A 14516-nucleotide genomic window follows, 5' to 3' on the forward strand; every position below is an offset into this window, starting at 1 on the left:
CGGGGAACCCTCATGACTCATCTGACACTTCAGGCGGTAACGAAGCGCTTCCACGCCGCATACGCCGTCGATCATGTCGATCTCGCCGTGCCCGACGGCAAGCTGGTGTGCTTTCTCGGGCCGTCCGGCTGCGGGAAGACGACGCTCTTGCGCATCATCGCGGGGCTGGAAACGGCGTCGTCCGGAACGGTCGCCTTCGCCGGCCGCGATCTGACTGACGTGCCCGCGAACCGACGCGATTTCGGCATGGTGTTCCAGTCGCTCGCGCTCTTTCCTCACATGACGGTCGCGCAGAACATCGCCTATCCGCTGCGTCTTCGCCGGGTCGGCAAGGAGGCGGAAGCCAGCCGCGTCGCCGAGCTGCTCGATCTGATCCGGTTGCCGCACATGGCGGACCGGCCGGTCTCGCGGCTGTCGGGCGGACAGCGCCAGCGCGTGGCGATTGCGCGCGCCATCGCGTCGTCGCCGAAGCTCTTGCTGCTCGACGAGCCGCTCTCCGCGCTCGACGCGAAGCTGCGCGAGGCGATGCAGGTCGAGATCCGTCTCCTGCAGCAGCGCCTCGGCATCACGACGATCATGGTGACGCACGACCAGCGCGAAGCCATGACCATGGCCGACGAGATCGTCGTCATGGAAAAAGGACGCATCGCGCAGGTCGGCAAGCCGCTCGACATTTATCGCAATCCCGTCAGCGAATTCGTCGCCGACTTCATCGGCCTCGGCAACATCCTGCCCGTCACGCTCGAAGGCGGAGACCGGATCGCGCTTCCGGGCGGCCAGCAGATCGTCGTCGATGCCGCACCGCCCGCGCGCGGCGCGGCGGGCGACGTCCGCCTGCTGATTCGTCCCGAAGACGTCTGCATGCGGACAGCCGTAAACGGCGCCGTCGATCCCGGGCCCAACGTGCTCGCCGGAAAGGTGGCGTTCATCCGGGATGTCGGCGCGTCGCTCGAAGCGACCATCGATTGCGCGGGCTTCACGCTCACCGCCGCCACGACGCCGCGCGAGACGCCGGACCTGCGAATCGGCATGCCCGTCTTCGCGGAACTTCCGCCGCACGCCTGCAAGCTCATCGCGGCACGCACCGCGCACTGAATTCACGCCGCCCACCGTATCGACACAGGAGAGACCTTCATGCACACGACGACTTCCGCGCAGCGCTTCCTCGCCCGCACCGCCGCCCTCCTCGCCTTCTCGGGCATCGCGGGCCTCGGCGCATTCGCGCCGCTGGCGCACGCCGACGCGCTCGACTCGATCAACAAGTCCGGCGTCGTCCGGATCGGCGTCTTCGAGGACTATCCGCCGTTCGGCTCGATCGGGCCGGACATGAAGCCGCAGGGCTATGACATCGACGTGTCCAGCCTGATCGGCAAGACCCTCAACGCGAAGGTCGAACTGATTCAGGTCACCGGCGACAACCGCATGGCGTATCTCGTCGACCATAAGGCCGACATGCTGCTCTCGGTCGGCAAGACGCCCGAGCGCGAAAAGGTGATCGACTTCTCGCAGGCCTACGCGCCGTACAACCTGGCCGTATTCGGTCCGAAGTCGCTGCCCGTGAAGAACGCGGGCGACCTTGCCGGCAAGAGCGTGGCCGTCGCGCGCGGCACGCTGGAAGACCTGAGCGTGAGCAAGGTCGCGCCGCCGTCCGCGTCGATCAAGCGATTCGACGACCCGAACGGCGCGATCTCCGCGTTTCTGGCCGGGCAGGCGCAACTGCTCGTGGTGGGCAACGACGTGGGCGCGACGATCATCGCCCGTCAACCGTCGAACGATCCCGAGCAGAAGTTCTCGCTCTTCAGCTCGCCCGATCACGTGGGCCTGAACAAGAACGAGCCGCGCCTCAAGCAGAAGGTCGACGAAGCCATCGCCGCGGCGAAGAAGGACGGCACGATGAACGCGATCTCGCAGAAGTGGCTGCGCGCACCGCTGCCGGCCGACCTGTGATGCGCGGAGCGCTCCGTTCACTCGCACGCGGGAGGATCGCTCGATGACCTACACGTTCGACTTCAGCGACGTCGGCCTCTATGTCGATGTGCTCGCGCATGGCGTCGCGGTGACGCTCGGCCTGACCGCCATATCGACGCTGCTGGGCGGCCTGGTCGGCATCGGCGGCGCGTGTCTCGCCGTGACGGGCCCGAAGCCGGTCCGCGCGGCGATCACCGCATATGTCGAGCTGATTCGCAACACGCCGTTTCTCGTGCAGCTCTTCTTCGTATTCTTCGGGCTGCCCAGCCTCGGCGTGCATATCGGCGAAATCGAGGCCGCCGTGCTGGCGATGACGGTGAACCTCGGCGCGTACGCCACGGAAATCGTCCGGGCGGGCATCGACTCGATACCGCGCGGACAGCTCCAGGCCGCGATGGCGCTCGGCCTGCGGGGACCGCACGTGTTCCGCCACGTCGTGTTGCCGCAGGCGCTCGCCAACGTGTTTCCCGCACTGCTCGGGCAGGTGCTGATCGTGATGCTCGGCTCCGCGGTCGTATCGCAGATTTCGGTGCCTGACCTGACGCACGCCGCCAGCTTCATTCAGTCGCGCAACTTCCGTTCGTTCGAGTGCTACGTGATCGTCACCGCGATCTATCTGCTGCTGTCGATCGTGCTGCGCATGCTGATCAACCGACTCGGCAAGCGGCTGTTCGCGGGACGGGCCGGCCGCGCGGCCGCGACCACTTCCCGGCGCGGTCTGCGCAACCTGTTGTCCCTGCGCATCGGCGCGGCCGAACCCGGCCTTCCGAAGGAGCGTTCACGATGATCGAGTTCACGCTGTGGGATATCGCCCGCAACCTGACGCTGGCCGCGCGCTGGACGGTTGTGCTTTCGGTGATCGCGTTCGTCGGAGGCGGCCTCACGGGACTGGCGCTGCTCGCCATGCGCGTGTCGCCGCTGCCGTGGCTGCGCCGGACGGTGGTGCTGTATGTCGAGGTGTTCCAGGGCACGCCGCTTCTGATGCAGCTTTTCCTCGGCTTCTTCGGCTTGCCGCTGCTGGGCGTCGAAGTGTCGCCCTGGGCTGCCGCGACCGTCACGCTCACGCTGTACACGGGCGCCTGTCTCGCCGACATCTGGCGCGGCTGCGTGGAGGCGGTGCCGCGCGGCCAGTGGAGCGCCGCGGCGAGCCTCGGCATGACGTGGACGCAGCAGTTGCGTTACGTCGTCTGGCCGCAGGCATGGAAGATCGCCGTGCCGCCCACCGTGGGATTTCTCGTGCAGGTCGTGAAGAGCACGGCGCTCACGTCGATCATCGGTCTCACGGAGCTGACCAAGACCGGCACCATGATCACCAACGCAGTGTTCCGTCCCTTCCCGATCTACGCCCTCGTCGCGTTGCTCTACTTCGCGATGTGCTTTCCGCTGACCTGGTATGCGCGCGCGCTCGAGCGCCGGTATCGCGTCGGCAGACATCGCTAAAAGCCGCGTCTCAATGGCTAACGCACTTTCAAAAAGGTTTGCGCATGATTTCCATCGGTAACGTGTCGAAGTGGTACGGCCAGTTCCAGGTTCTGGCCGACTGCACCACCACCGTCGGCAAAGGCGAAGTGGTCGTGGTCTGCGGGCCGTCCGGGTCCGGCAAGTCGACGCTCATCAAGACCGTCAACGGGCTCGAGCCGTTCCAGAGCGGCAGCATCACGGTCAACGGGGAGTCCGTCCACGACAGGCGCACCAACCTGTCGAAACTGCGCTCGAAAGTGGGCATGGTGTTTCAGCATTTCGAGCTGTTTCCGCACATGTCGATCACGGACAACCTCACGCTCGCGCAGACGAAAGTGCTGGGGCGCTCGAAAGACGAAGCGTCCGACAAGGCGCTGCGTCTGCTCCAGCGCGTCGGCCTGCGCGCGCACGCCGACAAGTATCCCGCGCAGCTTTCAGGCGGCCAGCAGCAGCGCGTGGCGATTGCGCGCGCACTGTCGATGGACCCGGTCGCGATGCTGTTCGACGAACCCACTTCCGCGCTCGATCCGGAGATGATCAACGAGGTGCTGGACGTGATGGTCGAACTGGCACAGGAAGGCATGACGATGATGTGCGTCACGCACGAAATGGGCTTCGCCAGAAAGGTCGCGCACCGGGTGATCTTCATGGATCACGGGCGCATCGTGGAAGACGACGATAAGGACGCGTTCTTTGCGCATCCGCGGTCCGACCGGGCGAGGGATTTTCTGGGCAAGATACTGCATTAGCACCGCGCCCGGCTTGCTACACTATTTCCGGCTGACGTGATTTTCATGATCGGAGACACGCCCCGATGCGACGACTTCCTCCGCTCAACGCACTGCAGATCTTCGAGACCGTCGCGCGTCACCGCAGCTTCACGCGTGCGGCGGAACATCTGTGCCTCACGCAGGGGGCGATCAGCAGACAGATTCTCGCGCTGGAGGAATACTTCGGCTTTCCCCTTTTCATCCGCGGCGCAAGGGGCCTGACCTTGACGGCGGAAGGCGACGTGCTGTTGCCCGTCGTGAGAGAGAGCTTCGGGCGCATCGAAGAGGTATCGCTGCGTCTCACGCGCCAGCGCACCGATCTCGCGCTGAAAGTGCCCACCTGCGTGATGCGATGGATGCTGCCGAGGATCATGCGCTTCCAGAGCGAGCATCCCGAACTGCAATTGCAGATCACGACGACCTGGCAGCACGATGTCGATTTCGAGGTCGAATCGTTCGATGCGGCGATCATCTACGGCTCGTCGCCCGGTGCGGACGTGCACGCCGTGCCGCTCTTCGACGAGCAGCTCACGCCCGTGTGCTCGCCCGAACTGCTCAATGAAAGTCCGCTCGCCGCCGCGGCTGATCTCGCGCATCATGCGTTGCTGCATCCGACGCGCGATCACCGCGACTGGAAGCTCTGGCTCGATTGCGCGGGTGCGAGCGAGATCGACGCGACGCTCGGACCGACATTCGAAACGCTCGATCTGGCGACCAACGCCGCCATGCAAGGGTTCGGCGTCGCGATCGGCGACCGGACGCTGGTCAGCGAAGACGTGGCGGCCCGGCGGCTCGTCATGCCGTTCGACATCGTGCTCGAAACGGGCTCACGCTATTACTTCGTCTATCCGGAGTGCGTCGCGAGTCAGCCGAAGGTCAAACTCTTCAGCGAATGGATCATGCGCAACCGTGAGGCGGCTGCGACGGCCGGGTAGTTCGAGGCCGCCGTACGCAACGCCACGTCGCGAGCGATTGTGTTTTGCGGAAACAAGCGCCTTAGTGGCCGCGTTCCAACGGTTCGCGCGCACGACCGGGAACGTCGCTGCGTGTGCCGAACAGCGTGTCGCAGATCGGGAACGTGAGGTTGAAATTCTGTGTCGCCATCACTTCGGGATCGTGGTGTGTAGCGTGCAGGCGCCGCACTGTGTTCACGAACGGAACGCGGTCGAGGAACGGGCTGTCGGTGACGTGCGAGAGCGTATGCAGGCCCTCGTACATCAGAAAGTATGCCGCCATCGTGAACAGCGCGATGTAGCCTGCGTTGCGGGAGAATACGAACCCGATCAGGAGCGCGAACGGCACGGCGGCCAGCACGAATGCAACCGGCGCGAAAGGCGGAAACAGCAGCGCGCGCCAGTGGCGGTGACCCTTGTATTCAAGCGTCACATGCGTGAAGAACCGGTGATGAACCGCGCAATGGCGCTTGTAGATCATGCTGAAATACTTCGTCGGACGATGCAGCACATAGCGGTGCGCCGCCCATTCCGCCCAGTTGCCGAACAGAAAGAGCGGAATGACGGCCATCCATTCGGCGAGCGTCGGCGCATGAAGCTGCATCAGGCAAAAGACGATCACGCCGCCCGTGAAGAGCAATGTGAAGCCGAGGTGCATTTCGCCGCGATACCACCATGGCGTGGCATCGACATACTCGTCGCGGAACTTGTAGGAACGCGCACGAACGTCATCTTCGTATTTCATCAATGTCTCCGGCTGTTGTGAAAGGCGTGTGCCCGTTGGCGTCCGCCGTTATGCGCAATGATTCGGGAGGGAGTCCGCGCGCAGCCGTCTTCGAGCTTGTCGAGCGTCTCCGACACCACGAATAACGCTGATCCCGAAGCCGATGCGCGCGCTCGTTCTGGAAGATCAGCACGGGCGCATGATCGGCGCTGCCGCGCGCGGACGACAACACCGGCTAGACGAATGCGGGATTGCCGTTCGCTGCGGCAGCGCGTGTTCATCAGCGTCTCCATCTGTGCGCGCCGACTGTGGTAAGCGAGCGCATTGGATGAAGCGTAGCGAGATCGCACCATAACGCCTAATACTGTTTATTGATGCGCCGGATAATTCGGGCTTATATCGGTGCTAGCCCGGATGACACCGTCCTTACGGTTCCGTATCAATGGGACGCGCGGGAATGGGCGGTTAAGCAGCAAGCCTGAATGAATGCCCGGCGCGCCCCGTCAAATCGATCTGATAACGGCGTCTTCGGCTATTAGCATCGCTGATGCCGCGAGGGACGGCTGATGTACCGCCCGTCTTTGCCGATCGTGCGAGAGTTGGCGCACGCGCGGGGCGGGCCACGGCGAAAGTGCTTCTTTTTCTGCGGGGGATCGACCTGTTGTTTCAGAGGGGCGCGTTCACGCCGAAGGACACCGTCGCTGTGACGAAACTGTTCCGCTGCGGACTCGCGAATCAGTTCGCGACCGAAACGCGCTATCGCATGATCTCTGAGGCTTCGCGGTTAAGATTCTCGCCAACGTCGTGCTGGCCAATCCTTACCGCGCACAAGGCGTCCACCTCGCGACGGGCGTCAACGCGGCGAGCGTGCTCGTGCGCTATCTCTTCCGCACGCGCCACATGCCACCCGTTCGCAACCGATCAGAAAGTCTCTTCCTGCGGCTCCGGCCCGCGCGTCGGCGCATCCGGCTGGGCGAGCTTCACGGCGCGGCCGGTGCGCGCCGATTCGTAGATCGCGTCGATGATCCGCTGATCCTGCAAGCCTTCCTCGCCCGGCGTGTGCGGCACGAGATCGTCCTTCACGCAGACCGACATGTGATCGATTTCGCGCGCGAACTGGTTCTGCGGATCGATCTGCACTTCGGTCGTCGCGCTCTTGCCGTCGACGAGCATGCCGTGACGCAAGCGCAATCCGTTATAGCCGAACGCCGGATCCATCTCGACCCAGCCTTGTGCGCCTTGCAGCCTGAAGAAACGCGATTCGTGGCTTGCATAACTCGACATGCACGTCGCCGTGAGTCCGCTCGGAAAGCGCAGGATGAAGTGCACCGATTCCTCGACCTCGGCAAAGCGCGGATCGCCTTGCGGGCGATGCACCGTCGCGACGACTTCCATCGGCTCTTCGTTCGACAGAAAGCGCGCCGCGTTGAGGCAATAGAGGCCGATGTCGGGCATTGCGCCGCCGCCCGCGAGCGCCTTCTTCAAGCGCCATTGCGATGGATCGCCCACATTCTGCGAATTTCCCGCGATGAACTCGCGCAATGTGCCGAGCTTCTTCTCCTTGACCATCTTCGCAACCATGCGATCCATCGGCTCGTACTGGCTGCGATACGCGATCATCAGCTTGCGATTGGCGCGCTTCATCGCTTCGACCATCGCCTCGCAGTCGGCGGCATTGTTCGCCATCGGCTTCTCGCAGAGCACATGCTTGCCGATCTTCGCCGCGCGCAGCGTGAACGCCTTGTGCATGCCGTTCGGCAACACGATATACACGACGTGCACGCGCGGATTGTCTGCAAGACGCTCGAAGTCCTGATAATCGTGGATGTCGGCATCGGCGATGCCGTATTGACGCGCGACGCGCCGCGCCTTTTCGCGATCGCCGGAAACCAGCGCCGCCACCTTCGAGTATTTGCATTGCGCGAGCGCGGGCAGAATCTGATTCAACGAAAGACGTCCGAGCCCGACGATCGCATAGCCGATGCGCGCGTCGGGCGGCAGATTCGCGTCGGGCGTTTCTTCCTTCTGCTCCGTGTTCGGATCTTGAATCAGCGGCAGCTTGACCTGATTGGCATCGGCACCTGAAGGACCGGCGGCCCATGCGCTGCCGGTTCCGGCCGCGAGCGCGACTGCAATGCCCGCGCCGCCGCGTGTCAGAAACGAACGGCGCCCCGCTTCCGGTTCGGCGGGCGCGGCGTTGGGCAAAAGCTGATCGGGTTGGCCGCGAAAAGGCATGGAGAACTCCGGCGGGGAAATGTGATCCCTGCGTTCAGCATTGCGCGTGCCATCCGAAGTAAGCTTGTTGGTTAGCGAGTCGTCGATGAGAATTGAGCGCTGCGCGCGTCGGTTCACCGCCGAACGCACAACGCTACGATAAGCGCATCACCATTCCTTTTGGAGCGCACACGATGCTTTCAGATATTTACAGGCAATACATCGCTTGCCTGAATGCGCGCGACTGGCCGAATCTCGGCGCGTTCGTTCACGATGCGCTGCAGTACAACGCGCGCGCGCTCACGCTCGATGACTATCGCGAGCTCCTGAAGAAAGATGTGCGCGAAATTCCGGACCTCCGCTTCGATATCGAGCTGCTGATAGCGGAGCCGCCGCGCGTCGCTTGCCGGTTGCGCTTCGAATGCACGCCGAAGGCTGACTTCCTCGGCCTGCATATCGATGGAAGACGCGTCGTGTTTTGCGAGAACGTCTTCTATGAGTTCCGCGATGGCAAGATCGAGCGCGTGTGGTCCGTTATCGATAAAGCGGCGATCGAAGCGCAGCTTTAGGCCGCTTCGGTGAAGAAGCTGTCCACGATATCGTCGCGCAACCTGGCGACCTTGCTATCTCCAACCTTTCGCGGCCGCGGCAGCGATACATCCACCACTTCCCCGATGCGTCCCGGCCGCGCCTGCATCACCACGATCCGGTCCGACAGCAGCACGGCTTCCTCCACATCGTGCGTGACGAGCACCATCGTGATCCGTTCATGCTCCCATATCCGCTGTAATTCGAGCTGCAAGCGGCTTCGCGTAAGTGCGTCGAGCGCACCGAAGGGTTCATCCAGCAACAGCAGACGCGGCCGGTTCACCAGTCCTCGCGCAATCGCAACGCGCTGCGCCATGCCGCCCGATAACTGATGCGGATAAAGCCGCTCGTAGCCCTTCAATCCGACGAGCTCGATATGCTCGGCCACCGCGCGCGCCTTCTCGGCCTTCGATAACGGCGCGTTGCGCAACGCGACCGCGACGTTCTGCGCGACATCGAGCCACGGAAACAGCCGATGATCCTGAAACACGATGCCGCGCGACAGATCCGTCGTCACGACGCGTTCGCCGCCGAAATCGATCTCGCCGTCGTAATCGCCATCGAGGCCCGCGATGAGCCGCAGCAACGTCGACTTTCCGCAACCGCTCGCCCCGACGATGCTCACGAACTCGCCGCTCGCAATCGACAGCTCGATGCGATCGAGCACCGGCGGCCCCGCATCGCCAGCGAAGCGCTTGCTCACGTGCCGCAGCGTCAGGCCACTGTCTTGCTCTATTTGCGTCGTCATATCCGGATTCTCCTCAAGCCGCGCGCGACGCGCCGAACCAGCGCCGCTGCACGCCGCGCGCGAAAGCATTCAACGCCCACCCCGTCAAACCGACCACGATCACGCCGAACACGACGAGATCCATACGAAACTGTTCGCTGCCATCGACGAGCGTATTGCCTATGCCGCTGCCCGCAACGAGCAGATACTCCGCGCCGAGCGTCGCGAGCCACGAATAGATGAGCGCCAGATACACGCCCGTGAAGATGGACGGCAACGCTGCGGGCACCACGACATAGGCCACGGTTTGCAGCCTGCCATAGCGATATGCGCGCGCCACGTCGAGCCAGTTCGCGGGAACGGCGCGGATGCCGTCGCTCGTATGCATCACGACGGGCACGAGCGCGGCAAGCGACAGGAACACGACCTTCGCGACATCGCCGAGTCCGAACCACACGGAGATCAACGGAATCCACGCGAACAGCGACACTTGCTTGAACGTGTTGAAGCTCGGTGCGATCGCGCGATTCGCGAGCTTCGATATGCCGAGCAATGCGCCGAGCGCGAGGCCGAGACTGGTGCCGATCGCAAAGCCCGTCAACTCGCGCGCAAGCGATGCCGACAACGCGCGCGCGAGCGCCCCGCTGCGGACCTGATCGACCGCCGTACTCCACACGTGTGCAGGCGAAACCATCACGCCTCGCCCCACTTGCGCATCGCGCGACACGTACCACCACACGGCGAGCGCGGCTATCGGCAGCACGAGTCCGCGCCACGATCCTTTGACTGTTCCCGCTTCCCAATCCAGAGTCGACATGGCTGATCCTCAATTGACGCGGCCGCGTTGCAGCTTGCGCTCGAATGCATCGAGCAGGCGATCTGCCGCATAGCCGATTGCGCCGACGATCAGCACCGCGGCCAGCACGAGATCGAGCTGAAAAAGCTGACGTCCATACACGATCAGATAACCCAGCCCTTCCGACGACGCGACGAGCTCGACGACGACGAGCGTCAGCCACGCTTTCGTGAACGCGAGCCGCACGCCCGTGCCGATGACCGGAATCGCGGACGGCAAAGTCACGCGCGTGATGACTTGCCAGCGCGTATAGCGATACACCGACGCAACTTCCTGCAACGCACGCGGCGTGCCGCGAAAGCCTTGCAGTGTCGAGAGCGTGACGGGCACGAGCGCCGCATGCCCGATCAGCAGATACTTCAGCGGCTCGCCGATGCCGACGACGATCATGAGAAACGGCAACCAGCCGAGCACCGGCACTTGCACGATCGCGTTGAAGCTCGGCAGGACGTAGGCTTCCAGCGTGCGCGACAGGCCGAGCAATCCGCCGAGCGCGATGCCGAGCAGCACGCCGCCGCCGAATCCGACAGCGGCGCGCGTCGTGCTCGCCAGCAGATGCGTCCACAACTCGCCGCTCTTCGCGAGTGCGCCGAGCGTTTCGAAGACGAGCGCGGGCGCCGGCAACACTTGCGCGGAGATCCAGCCGTAGTGCGAGCCGAGCACCCACAGCAACGCGCAGACGCTGGGCACGATCCACGGCAACGCAGTCCAGCCGATCGTGCGCCACGCATCAGTCGATGACATTCCGCGCGCACGATCCGCGGGCTGAAACACACGCGTCAGTGCATTGGCCATTTATCTGTTCTCCGCGAGACGTTCGCCGGAAGGCTTGCCCGTTGCATCGAAACGCGGCCAGTAGGCTTCGAGCTTCAGCGACTTCAGCGCCTGATCCAGATACTTCGGCTCGAACCATCCATTCACGCTGACGGGCTGACGAATCAGATTCAGACGCAACGCATCGTCGGCGACGGCCTGATAACGCGCGACCAGAAACGGATCGATGAGCGGCGACATGCGGTCCTTCATCGATTGATTCGCAAACTCGGACGACCACGATTCGACCGGCACGCCGCTCTTCGCCCACAACGCGAAGAGTGCATTGCGATGGGTTTCATCGGACGACCATTGCGCGGCCTGCACCACGGCGGTCACGACCTTCTGCACCGTGTCGGGATGCGCGCGCTCGTAGTCTTCGAGCACGAGAAGATGCGCCTGGCGCGTGAACTGCACGCCGTCATCGCGCGATGCATAGACGATCTTCGCGAGCCCCTGACGTTGCAGCTTGAAGAGCGAGTAGTCGAGGAACACCGCATCGACGCCCTTCGACGCCAGCGCGGCCTGCGAGGCAGCGGTATCGAGATTGATGACGCGCAGATCGCGTTCGCTGAGGCCGTTTTGCTTCAGCACGTTATCGGCGACGAGTTGCAGATTCGTCCCGCGAAAGATGCCGACGCGCTTGCCCTTCAGATCCTTGACGCTCTTGATGTCCGAATCGGGAGGCACCGCGAGGTACACACCCGTCCGGACGTTCGACGCCAGCAGCAGATGCGTCTTCAATCCGTTCGCGCGGCCGAGCACGGAAGGCAAATCGCCCTGATACGCGAAGTCGAGCTGTTTGTTCGCGAGCGCCTCGTTGACGGCGGGCCCCGCGCCCTTGAAGAAGATCCACTCGACCTTGATGTGCTCGGGCTGCAACGCATCTTCGACGCGATGCTGCAAAAGCGCGGTCGCCGCGGGCGAGCCGCCGAAAACGGGCGGATCGCCGGTTCCCTGCTGCGCGACGCCGATGCGCACCACGGCCGGATCGGCGGCCTGCGCGGGACCGATGAGCGCAGCGAACAGCGTCGCCGCGCCGACGAAGAGCTTGAATCGTAGTGTCATCGTGCAATGAGAAAGAGTGGATCGCCGGCGATGCGATCGCCGGTGCATGGGGTATCGCGCCACGCGTCAGGCGGTGCGCGTTTCCTGCTTGACGATGCGGCTCTTGCGCCCGTCGATGCCTACGGGCACATCGCCGTGCACGGTCGCGCGACGCACGACGCGATGCGCATCGGCGTAATCGGCCACCGCGTAATGCTGCGTCGCGCGGTTGTCCCAGATCGCGACATCGCCTTGCGTCCAGCGCCAACGCACGGTGTTTTCGAGGCGCGTGACGTGATCGTGGAAGATTTCGGCGAGACGGTCCGAATCGCGCTGCGAAAGACCGATGAAGCGCTGCACGAAGTGACCCAGTACGAGCGTGCGTTCGCCCGTTTCCGGATGCACGCGCACGACCGGATGCTCCGTTTCATAGAGCGTCGAGGTGAATTGCTTGCGGTACTCGCGCTCGGATTCCGTATCGGGCACGTTGCGCGTGGCGGCATAGTCGTAGGCGTTCGAATGCAGCGCCCAGAGTTTGTCGGCGAGATCGCGCAGCGCTTCCGGCAGGTTCGCATATGCGGCGGCCGTGTTGGCCCATACCGTGTCGCCGCCGGCGGGCGGGATCACGACGCCGCGCAGAATCGAAATCTTCGGATAAGCATCGACGAACGTGACGTCCGTATGCCATGAATTCGCGCGCGTGCCATGCTTCGAATCGAGTTCGAGCAGACGGCTTCCACTCGAAAGCGACGGCACGGTCGGATGCGCGACGGTCTCGCCGAAACGCGCGGCGAAGGCTTCCTGCGCGGCGTCGTCGAGATGCGACTGGCCGCGGAAGAACAGAACCTTGTGTTCGAGCAGCGCATTGTTGATCGCGGCGATGGCGTTATCGTCGAGATCGGCGGAAAGCGTCACGCCGCGCACTTCGGCGCCGATGCGCCCGCCGATCGGGCGCACCTGGAACGGTTCATTCGACGTGACGGGAGACAGCGTGGATTCGGCGGCGAGCGTGGAAAGTTCGGACATCGAAAATCTCCGTTGTGGTTTGCGTTTGTCGGATGCAGGCCGCATTCAATGCGACGGAACCATTGAAGCATCGACAAGACGCGTCGCCAACGAAGCGTTTCGACTATGCATATCGCTGCAATCCCGCGATGCTTTCCCGCAGCTCGCCCATTGCGCGCCGTAGCCGAATTCGTTCGTTGCTTTCGCGGCCGCGTGCGATGCCTTCCTCTGCGATACCGAGTTACCTTTTCGTATTTGCAGCGCGTACCAGGCTTGCTCGGCAGTACCTCAGAAGAACAGCAGGCTGCGCAACTCGATGCTGCGGCGTGGCCGTGCATCGGGCGGCGATGCGGGATCGTCGAAGGCCGTGTGCGCGGTGAAACGCGCGACGCCGTCGCCGGCCGAGTCGTAGATCTTGATGAGCAGCGCCTCGTCGGGCGACATCAGCGGGAAGTAGTACCAGCGATGCAGCGGGTTATGCACGAACGCGTAGGTTTCGCCCGTCATCGTCGGATAGATGAAGTCCTGCGCGACCGCATCGCGTTCGTCGATGCTGCGCGAATCGCACAGTGCGAGCGGTGACGATTCCACGACCTCGCCCACCGGCCGCCACAGATTGACGATCGCAAAGCGCCCTTGCAGCAGGCGGGCGGCTTCATCGGCGGGAAGATGATCGCGCACCCGGCGCGGCCCGGAAACGAAGGTCTGATCGTTGTGGATCAGATGCACCGGCTCCTTCACGCCGTTCGCGCGTGCCGCCGCGCCATCCCGCAGTGTGTGATCGAAGATGACGACGCGCTTCGCCCCCGTCCATTGCTTCAGCAGGCGCTCGGATTGCGGGTAGTAGACCGAACGAATCGCGGCATCGTCGGAGAAATCGCTGAGCGCGCTCGCTTCGCGATGCAACTCGAAACCATTCCGGTCCAGCGACAGGCCGCCCGGCGGCGGTCGCAGCCGCGCATTCGAAATCCTCACCGCGTGCGTGCGATATTCGCCGGTGCGGCGCGGCACGCCGGGCGGCGGATCGTAGGCGTAGGAGGCGGGCTTCACGCCCGTAGGCACGAGATAGTTCAACCCGGCCTCGACTTCGACCGGCTGCTCGATCACGACATCGCTCATGATTGCACGCCCCGCTGGCTAGGTTCGACAGATCGAATCTAGGCTCGCCGGAACGGTTCAACAACGAAGCTTTTCTGCAATGCATTGCACGCGAGGAACCCGCGGCATCGTCAGACGGTCGATCAGCCCGAGCGCAAGCGCGACCAGCGGTGGCTCGAGGTTATAGCTGCTCGCCTGGCCCACGCGCCTGCCGCGAAGATGGCCGTCGACACCAGATAACGGCGAATAGCGGCGATTGCGCTTAGCTTCTGATGATTCATCGTTTAGCGTT

Annotated in this window: 15 protein-coding genes; 7 read left to right on the plus strand and 8 right to left on the minus strand. The window is 63.7% G+C overall.

What is annotated here, in order from left to right; translation table 11 throughout:
• The first annotated feature begins 12 nt into the window (after positions 1 to 12).
• From NCS00_RS31270 to NCS00_RS31295, 6 genes are all read left to right on the plus strand, one after another.
• Positions 13 to 1095: an ABC transporter ATP-binding protein gene (locus NCS00_RS31270; protein ID WP_250442105.1), complete on the plus strand. Its 1083-nt coding sequence runs from the start codon at positions 13 to 15 to the stop codon at positions 1093 to 1095.
• A gap of 39 nt (positions 1096 to 1134) precedes the next feature.
• Entirely contained in the window at positions 1135 to 1947 is an 813-nt protein-coding gene (locus NCS00_RS31275; RefSeq protein ID WP_250442106.1) for a transporter substrate-binding domain-containing protein, read from the plus strand.
• 43 nt (positions 1948 to 1990) lie between these two features.
• Positions 1991 to 2755: an amino acid ABC transporter permease gene (locus NCS00_RS31280; protein WP_008345443.1), complete on the plus strand. Its 765-nt coding sequence runs from the start codon at positions 1991 to 1993 to the stop codon at positions 2753 to 2755.
• Entirely contained in the window at positions 2752 to 3408 is a 657-nt protein-coding gene (locus tag NCS00_RS31285; protein WP_008345442.1) for an amino acid ABC transporter permease, read from the plus strand. The genes NCS00_RS31280 and NCS00_RS31285 overlap by 4 nt, the downstream gene beginning before the upstream one ends.
• A 44-nt stretch (positions 3409 to 3452) precedes the next feature.
• Entirely contained in the window at positions 3453 to 4178 is a 726-nt protein-coding gene (locus NCS00_RS31290) for an amino acid ABC transporter ATP-binding protein (RefSeq protein ID WP_250442107.1), read from the plus strand.
• A 65-nt stretch (positions 4179 to 4243) separates the two neighbouring features.
• Positions 4244 to 5134, plus strand: coding sequence for a LysR substrate-binding domain-containing protein (locus NCS00_RS31295; protein ID WP_250442108.1), 891 nt, complete (start codon positions 4244 to 4246; stop codon positions 5132 to 5134).
• Positions 5135 to 5195: 61 nt separating this feature from the next.
• On the opposite strand, the gene NCS00_RS31300 is transcribed toward NCS00_RS31295, so the two are convergent.
• Positions 5196 to 5897 (minus strand): sterol desaturase family protein, encoded by a 702-nt coding sequence (locus tag NCS00_RS31300; RefSeq protein WP_250437727.1) that lies wholly within the window; start codon positions 5895 to 5897, stop codon positions 5196 to 5198.
• 900 nt (positions 5898 to 6797) lie between these two features.
• Positions 6798 to 8111 (minus strand): Gfo/Idh/MocA family protein, encoded by a 1314-nt coding sequence (locus NCS00_RS31305; protein WP_008345437.1) that lies wholly within the window; start codon positions 8109 to 8111, stop codon positions 6798 to 6800.
• Between the two features lie 173 nt (positions 8112 to 8284).
• Here NCS00_RS31305 and NCS00_RS31310 point away from each other — a divergent pair, with 173 nt between their 5' ends.
• Entirely contained in the window at positions 8285 to 8659 is a 375-nt protein-coding gene (locus NCS00_RS31310; RefSeq protein WP_008345436.1) for an ester cyclase, read from the plus strand.
• Here the strand turns inward: NCS00_RS31310 and NCS00_RS31315 are convergent.
• From NCS00_RS31315 to NCS00_RS31340, 6 genes are all read right to left on the minus strand, one after another.
• On the minus strand, positions 8656 to 9426 hold the full coding sequence (locus tag NCS00_RS31315; protein WP_033535709.1) for an ABC transporter ATP-binding protein: 771 nt from the start codon (positions 9424 to 9426) through the stop codon (positions 8656 to 8658). The genes NCS00_RS31310 and NCS00_RS31315 overlap by 4 nt on opposite strands.
• 13 nt (positions 9427 to 9439) lie before the next feature.
• On the minus strand, positions 9440 to 10222 hold the full coding sequence (locus NCS00_RS31320; protein WP_008345434.1) for an ABC transporter permease: 783 nt from the start codon (positions 10220 to 10222) through the stop codon (positions 9440 to 9442).
• A gap of 9 nt (positions 10223 to 10231) precedes the next feature.
• Positions 10232 to 11005, minus strand: a complete 774-nt coding sequence (locus NCS00_RS31325; RefSeq protein ID WP_239295339.1) for an ABC transporter permease — start codon at positions 11003 to 11005, stop codon at positions 10232 to 10234.
• A gap of 51 nt (positions 11006 to 11056) precedes the next feature.
• Positions 11057 to 12142, minus strand: a complete 1086-nt coding sequence (locus NCS00_RS31330; RefSeq protein ID WP_250442109.1) for an ABC transporter substrate-binding protein — start codon at positions 12140 to 12142, stop codon at positions 11057 to 11059.
• Positions 12143 to 12208: 66 nt separating this feature from the next.
• Complete coding sequence (locus NCS00_RS31335) at positions 12209 to 13147, minus strand: TauD/TfdA dioxygenase family protein (RefSeq protein WP_008345425.1); 939 nt, start codon at positions 13145 to 13147, stop codon at positions 12209 to 12211.
• A gap of 267 nt (positions 13148 to 13414) precedes the next feature.
• Positions 13415 to 14245 (minus strand): CmcJ/NvfI family oxidoreductase, encoded by an 831-nt coding sequence (locus NCS00_RS31340; RefSeq protein ID WP_008345423.1) that lies wholly within the window; start codon positions 14243 to 14245, stop codon positions 13415 to 13417.
• Positions 14246 to 14516 lie beyond the last annotated feature (271 nt).

The sequence above is a fragment of the Caballeronia sp. AZ1_KS37 genome (genome assembly GCF_023631165.1).
In the GTDB taxonomy this organism is placed as follows: Bacteria; Pseudomonadota; Gammaproteobacteria; order Burkholderiales; family Burkholderiaceae; genus Caballeronia; species Caballeronia zhejiangensis.

What these genes read in the sequence shown, in the direction of transcription:
- NCS00_RS31290 (WP_250442107.1), top strand. Translation starts at nt 3,453, where the DNA reads ATGATTTCCATCGGTAACGTGTCGAAGTGGTACGGCCAGTTCCAGGTT.
- NCS00_RS31320 (WP_008345434.1), bottom strand. Translation starts at nt 10,222, where the DNA reads ATGTCGACTCTGGATTGGGAAGCGGGAACAGTCAAAGGATCGTGGCGC.
- NCS00_RS31280 (WP_008345443.1), top strand. Translation starts at nt 1,991, where the DNA reads ATGACCTACACGTTCGACTTCAGCGACGTCGGCCTCTATGTCGATGTG.
- NCS00_RS31315 (WP_033535709.1), bottom strand. Translation starts at nt 9,426, where the DNA reads ATGACGACGCAAATAGAGCAAGACAGTGGCCTGACGCTGCGGCACGTG.
- NCS00_RS31300 (WP_250437727.1), bottom strand. Translation starts at nt 5,897, where the DNA reads ATGAAATACGAAGATGACGTTCGTGCGCGTTCCTACAAGTTCCGCGAC.
- NCS00_RS31325 (WP_239295339.1), bottom strand. Translation starts at nt 11,005, where the DNA reads ATGTCATCGACTGATGCGTGGCGCACGATCGGCTGGACTGCGTTGCCG.
- NCS00_RS31340 (WP_008345423.1), bottom strand. Translation starts at nt 14,245, where the DNA reads ATGAGCGATGTCGTGATCGAGCAGCCGGTCGAAGTCGAGGCCGGGTTG.
- NCS00_RS31330 (WP_250442109.1), bottom strand. Translation starts at nt 12,142, where the DNA reads ATGACACTACGATTCAAGCTCTTCGTCGGCGCGGCGACGCTGTTCGCT.
- NCS00_RS31295 (WP_250442108.1), top strand. Translation starts at nt 4,244, where the DNA reads ATGCGACGACTTCCTCCGCTCAACGCACTGCAGATCTTCGAGACCGTC.
- NCS00_RS31285 (WP_008345442.1), top strand. Translation starts at nt 2,752, where the DNA reads ATGATCGAGTTCACGCTGTGGGATATCGCCCGCAACCTGACGCTGGCC.
- NCS00_RS31335 (WP_008345425.1), bottom strand. Translation starts at nt 13,147, where the DNA reads ATGTCCGAACTTTCCACGCTCGCCGCCGAATCCACGCTGTCTCCCGTC.
- NCS00_RS31305 (WP_008345437.1), bottom strand. Translation starts at nt 8,111, where the DNA reads ATGCCTTTTCGCGGCCAACCCGATCAGCTTTTGCCCAACGCCGCGCCC.
- NCS00_RS31270 (WP_250442105.1), top strand. Translation starts at nt 13, where the DNA reads ATGACTCATCTGACACTTCAGGCGGTAACGAAGCGCTTCCACGCCGCA.
- NCS00_RS31310 (WP_008345436.1), top strand. Translation starts at nt 8,285, where the DNA reads ATGCTTTCAGATATTTACAGGCAATACATCGCTTGCCTGAATGCGCGC.
- NCS00_RS31275 (WP_250442106.1), top strand. Translation starts at nt 1,135, where the DNA reads ATGCACACGACGACTTCCGCGCAGCGCTTCCTCGCCCGCACCGCCGCC.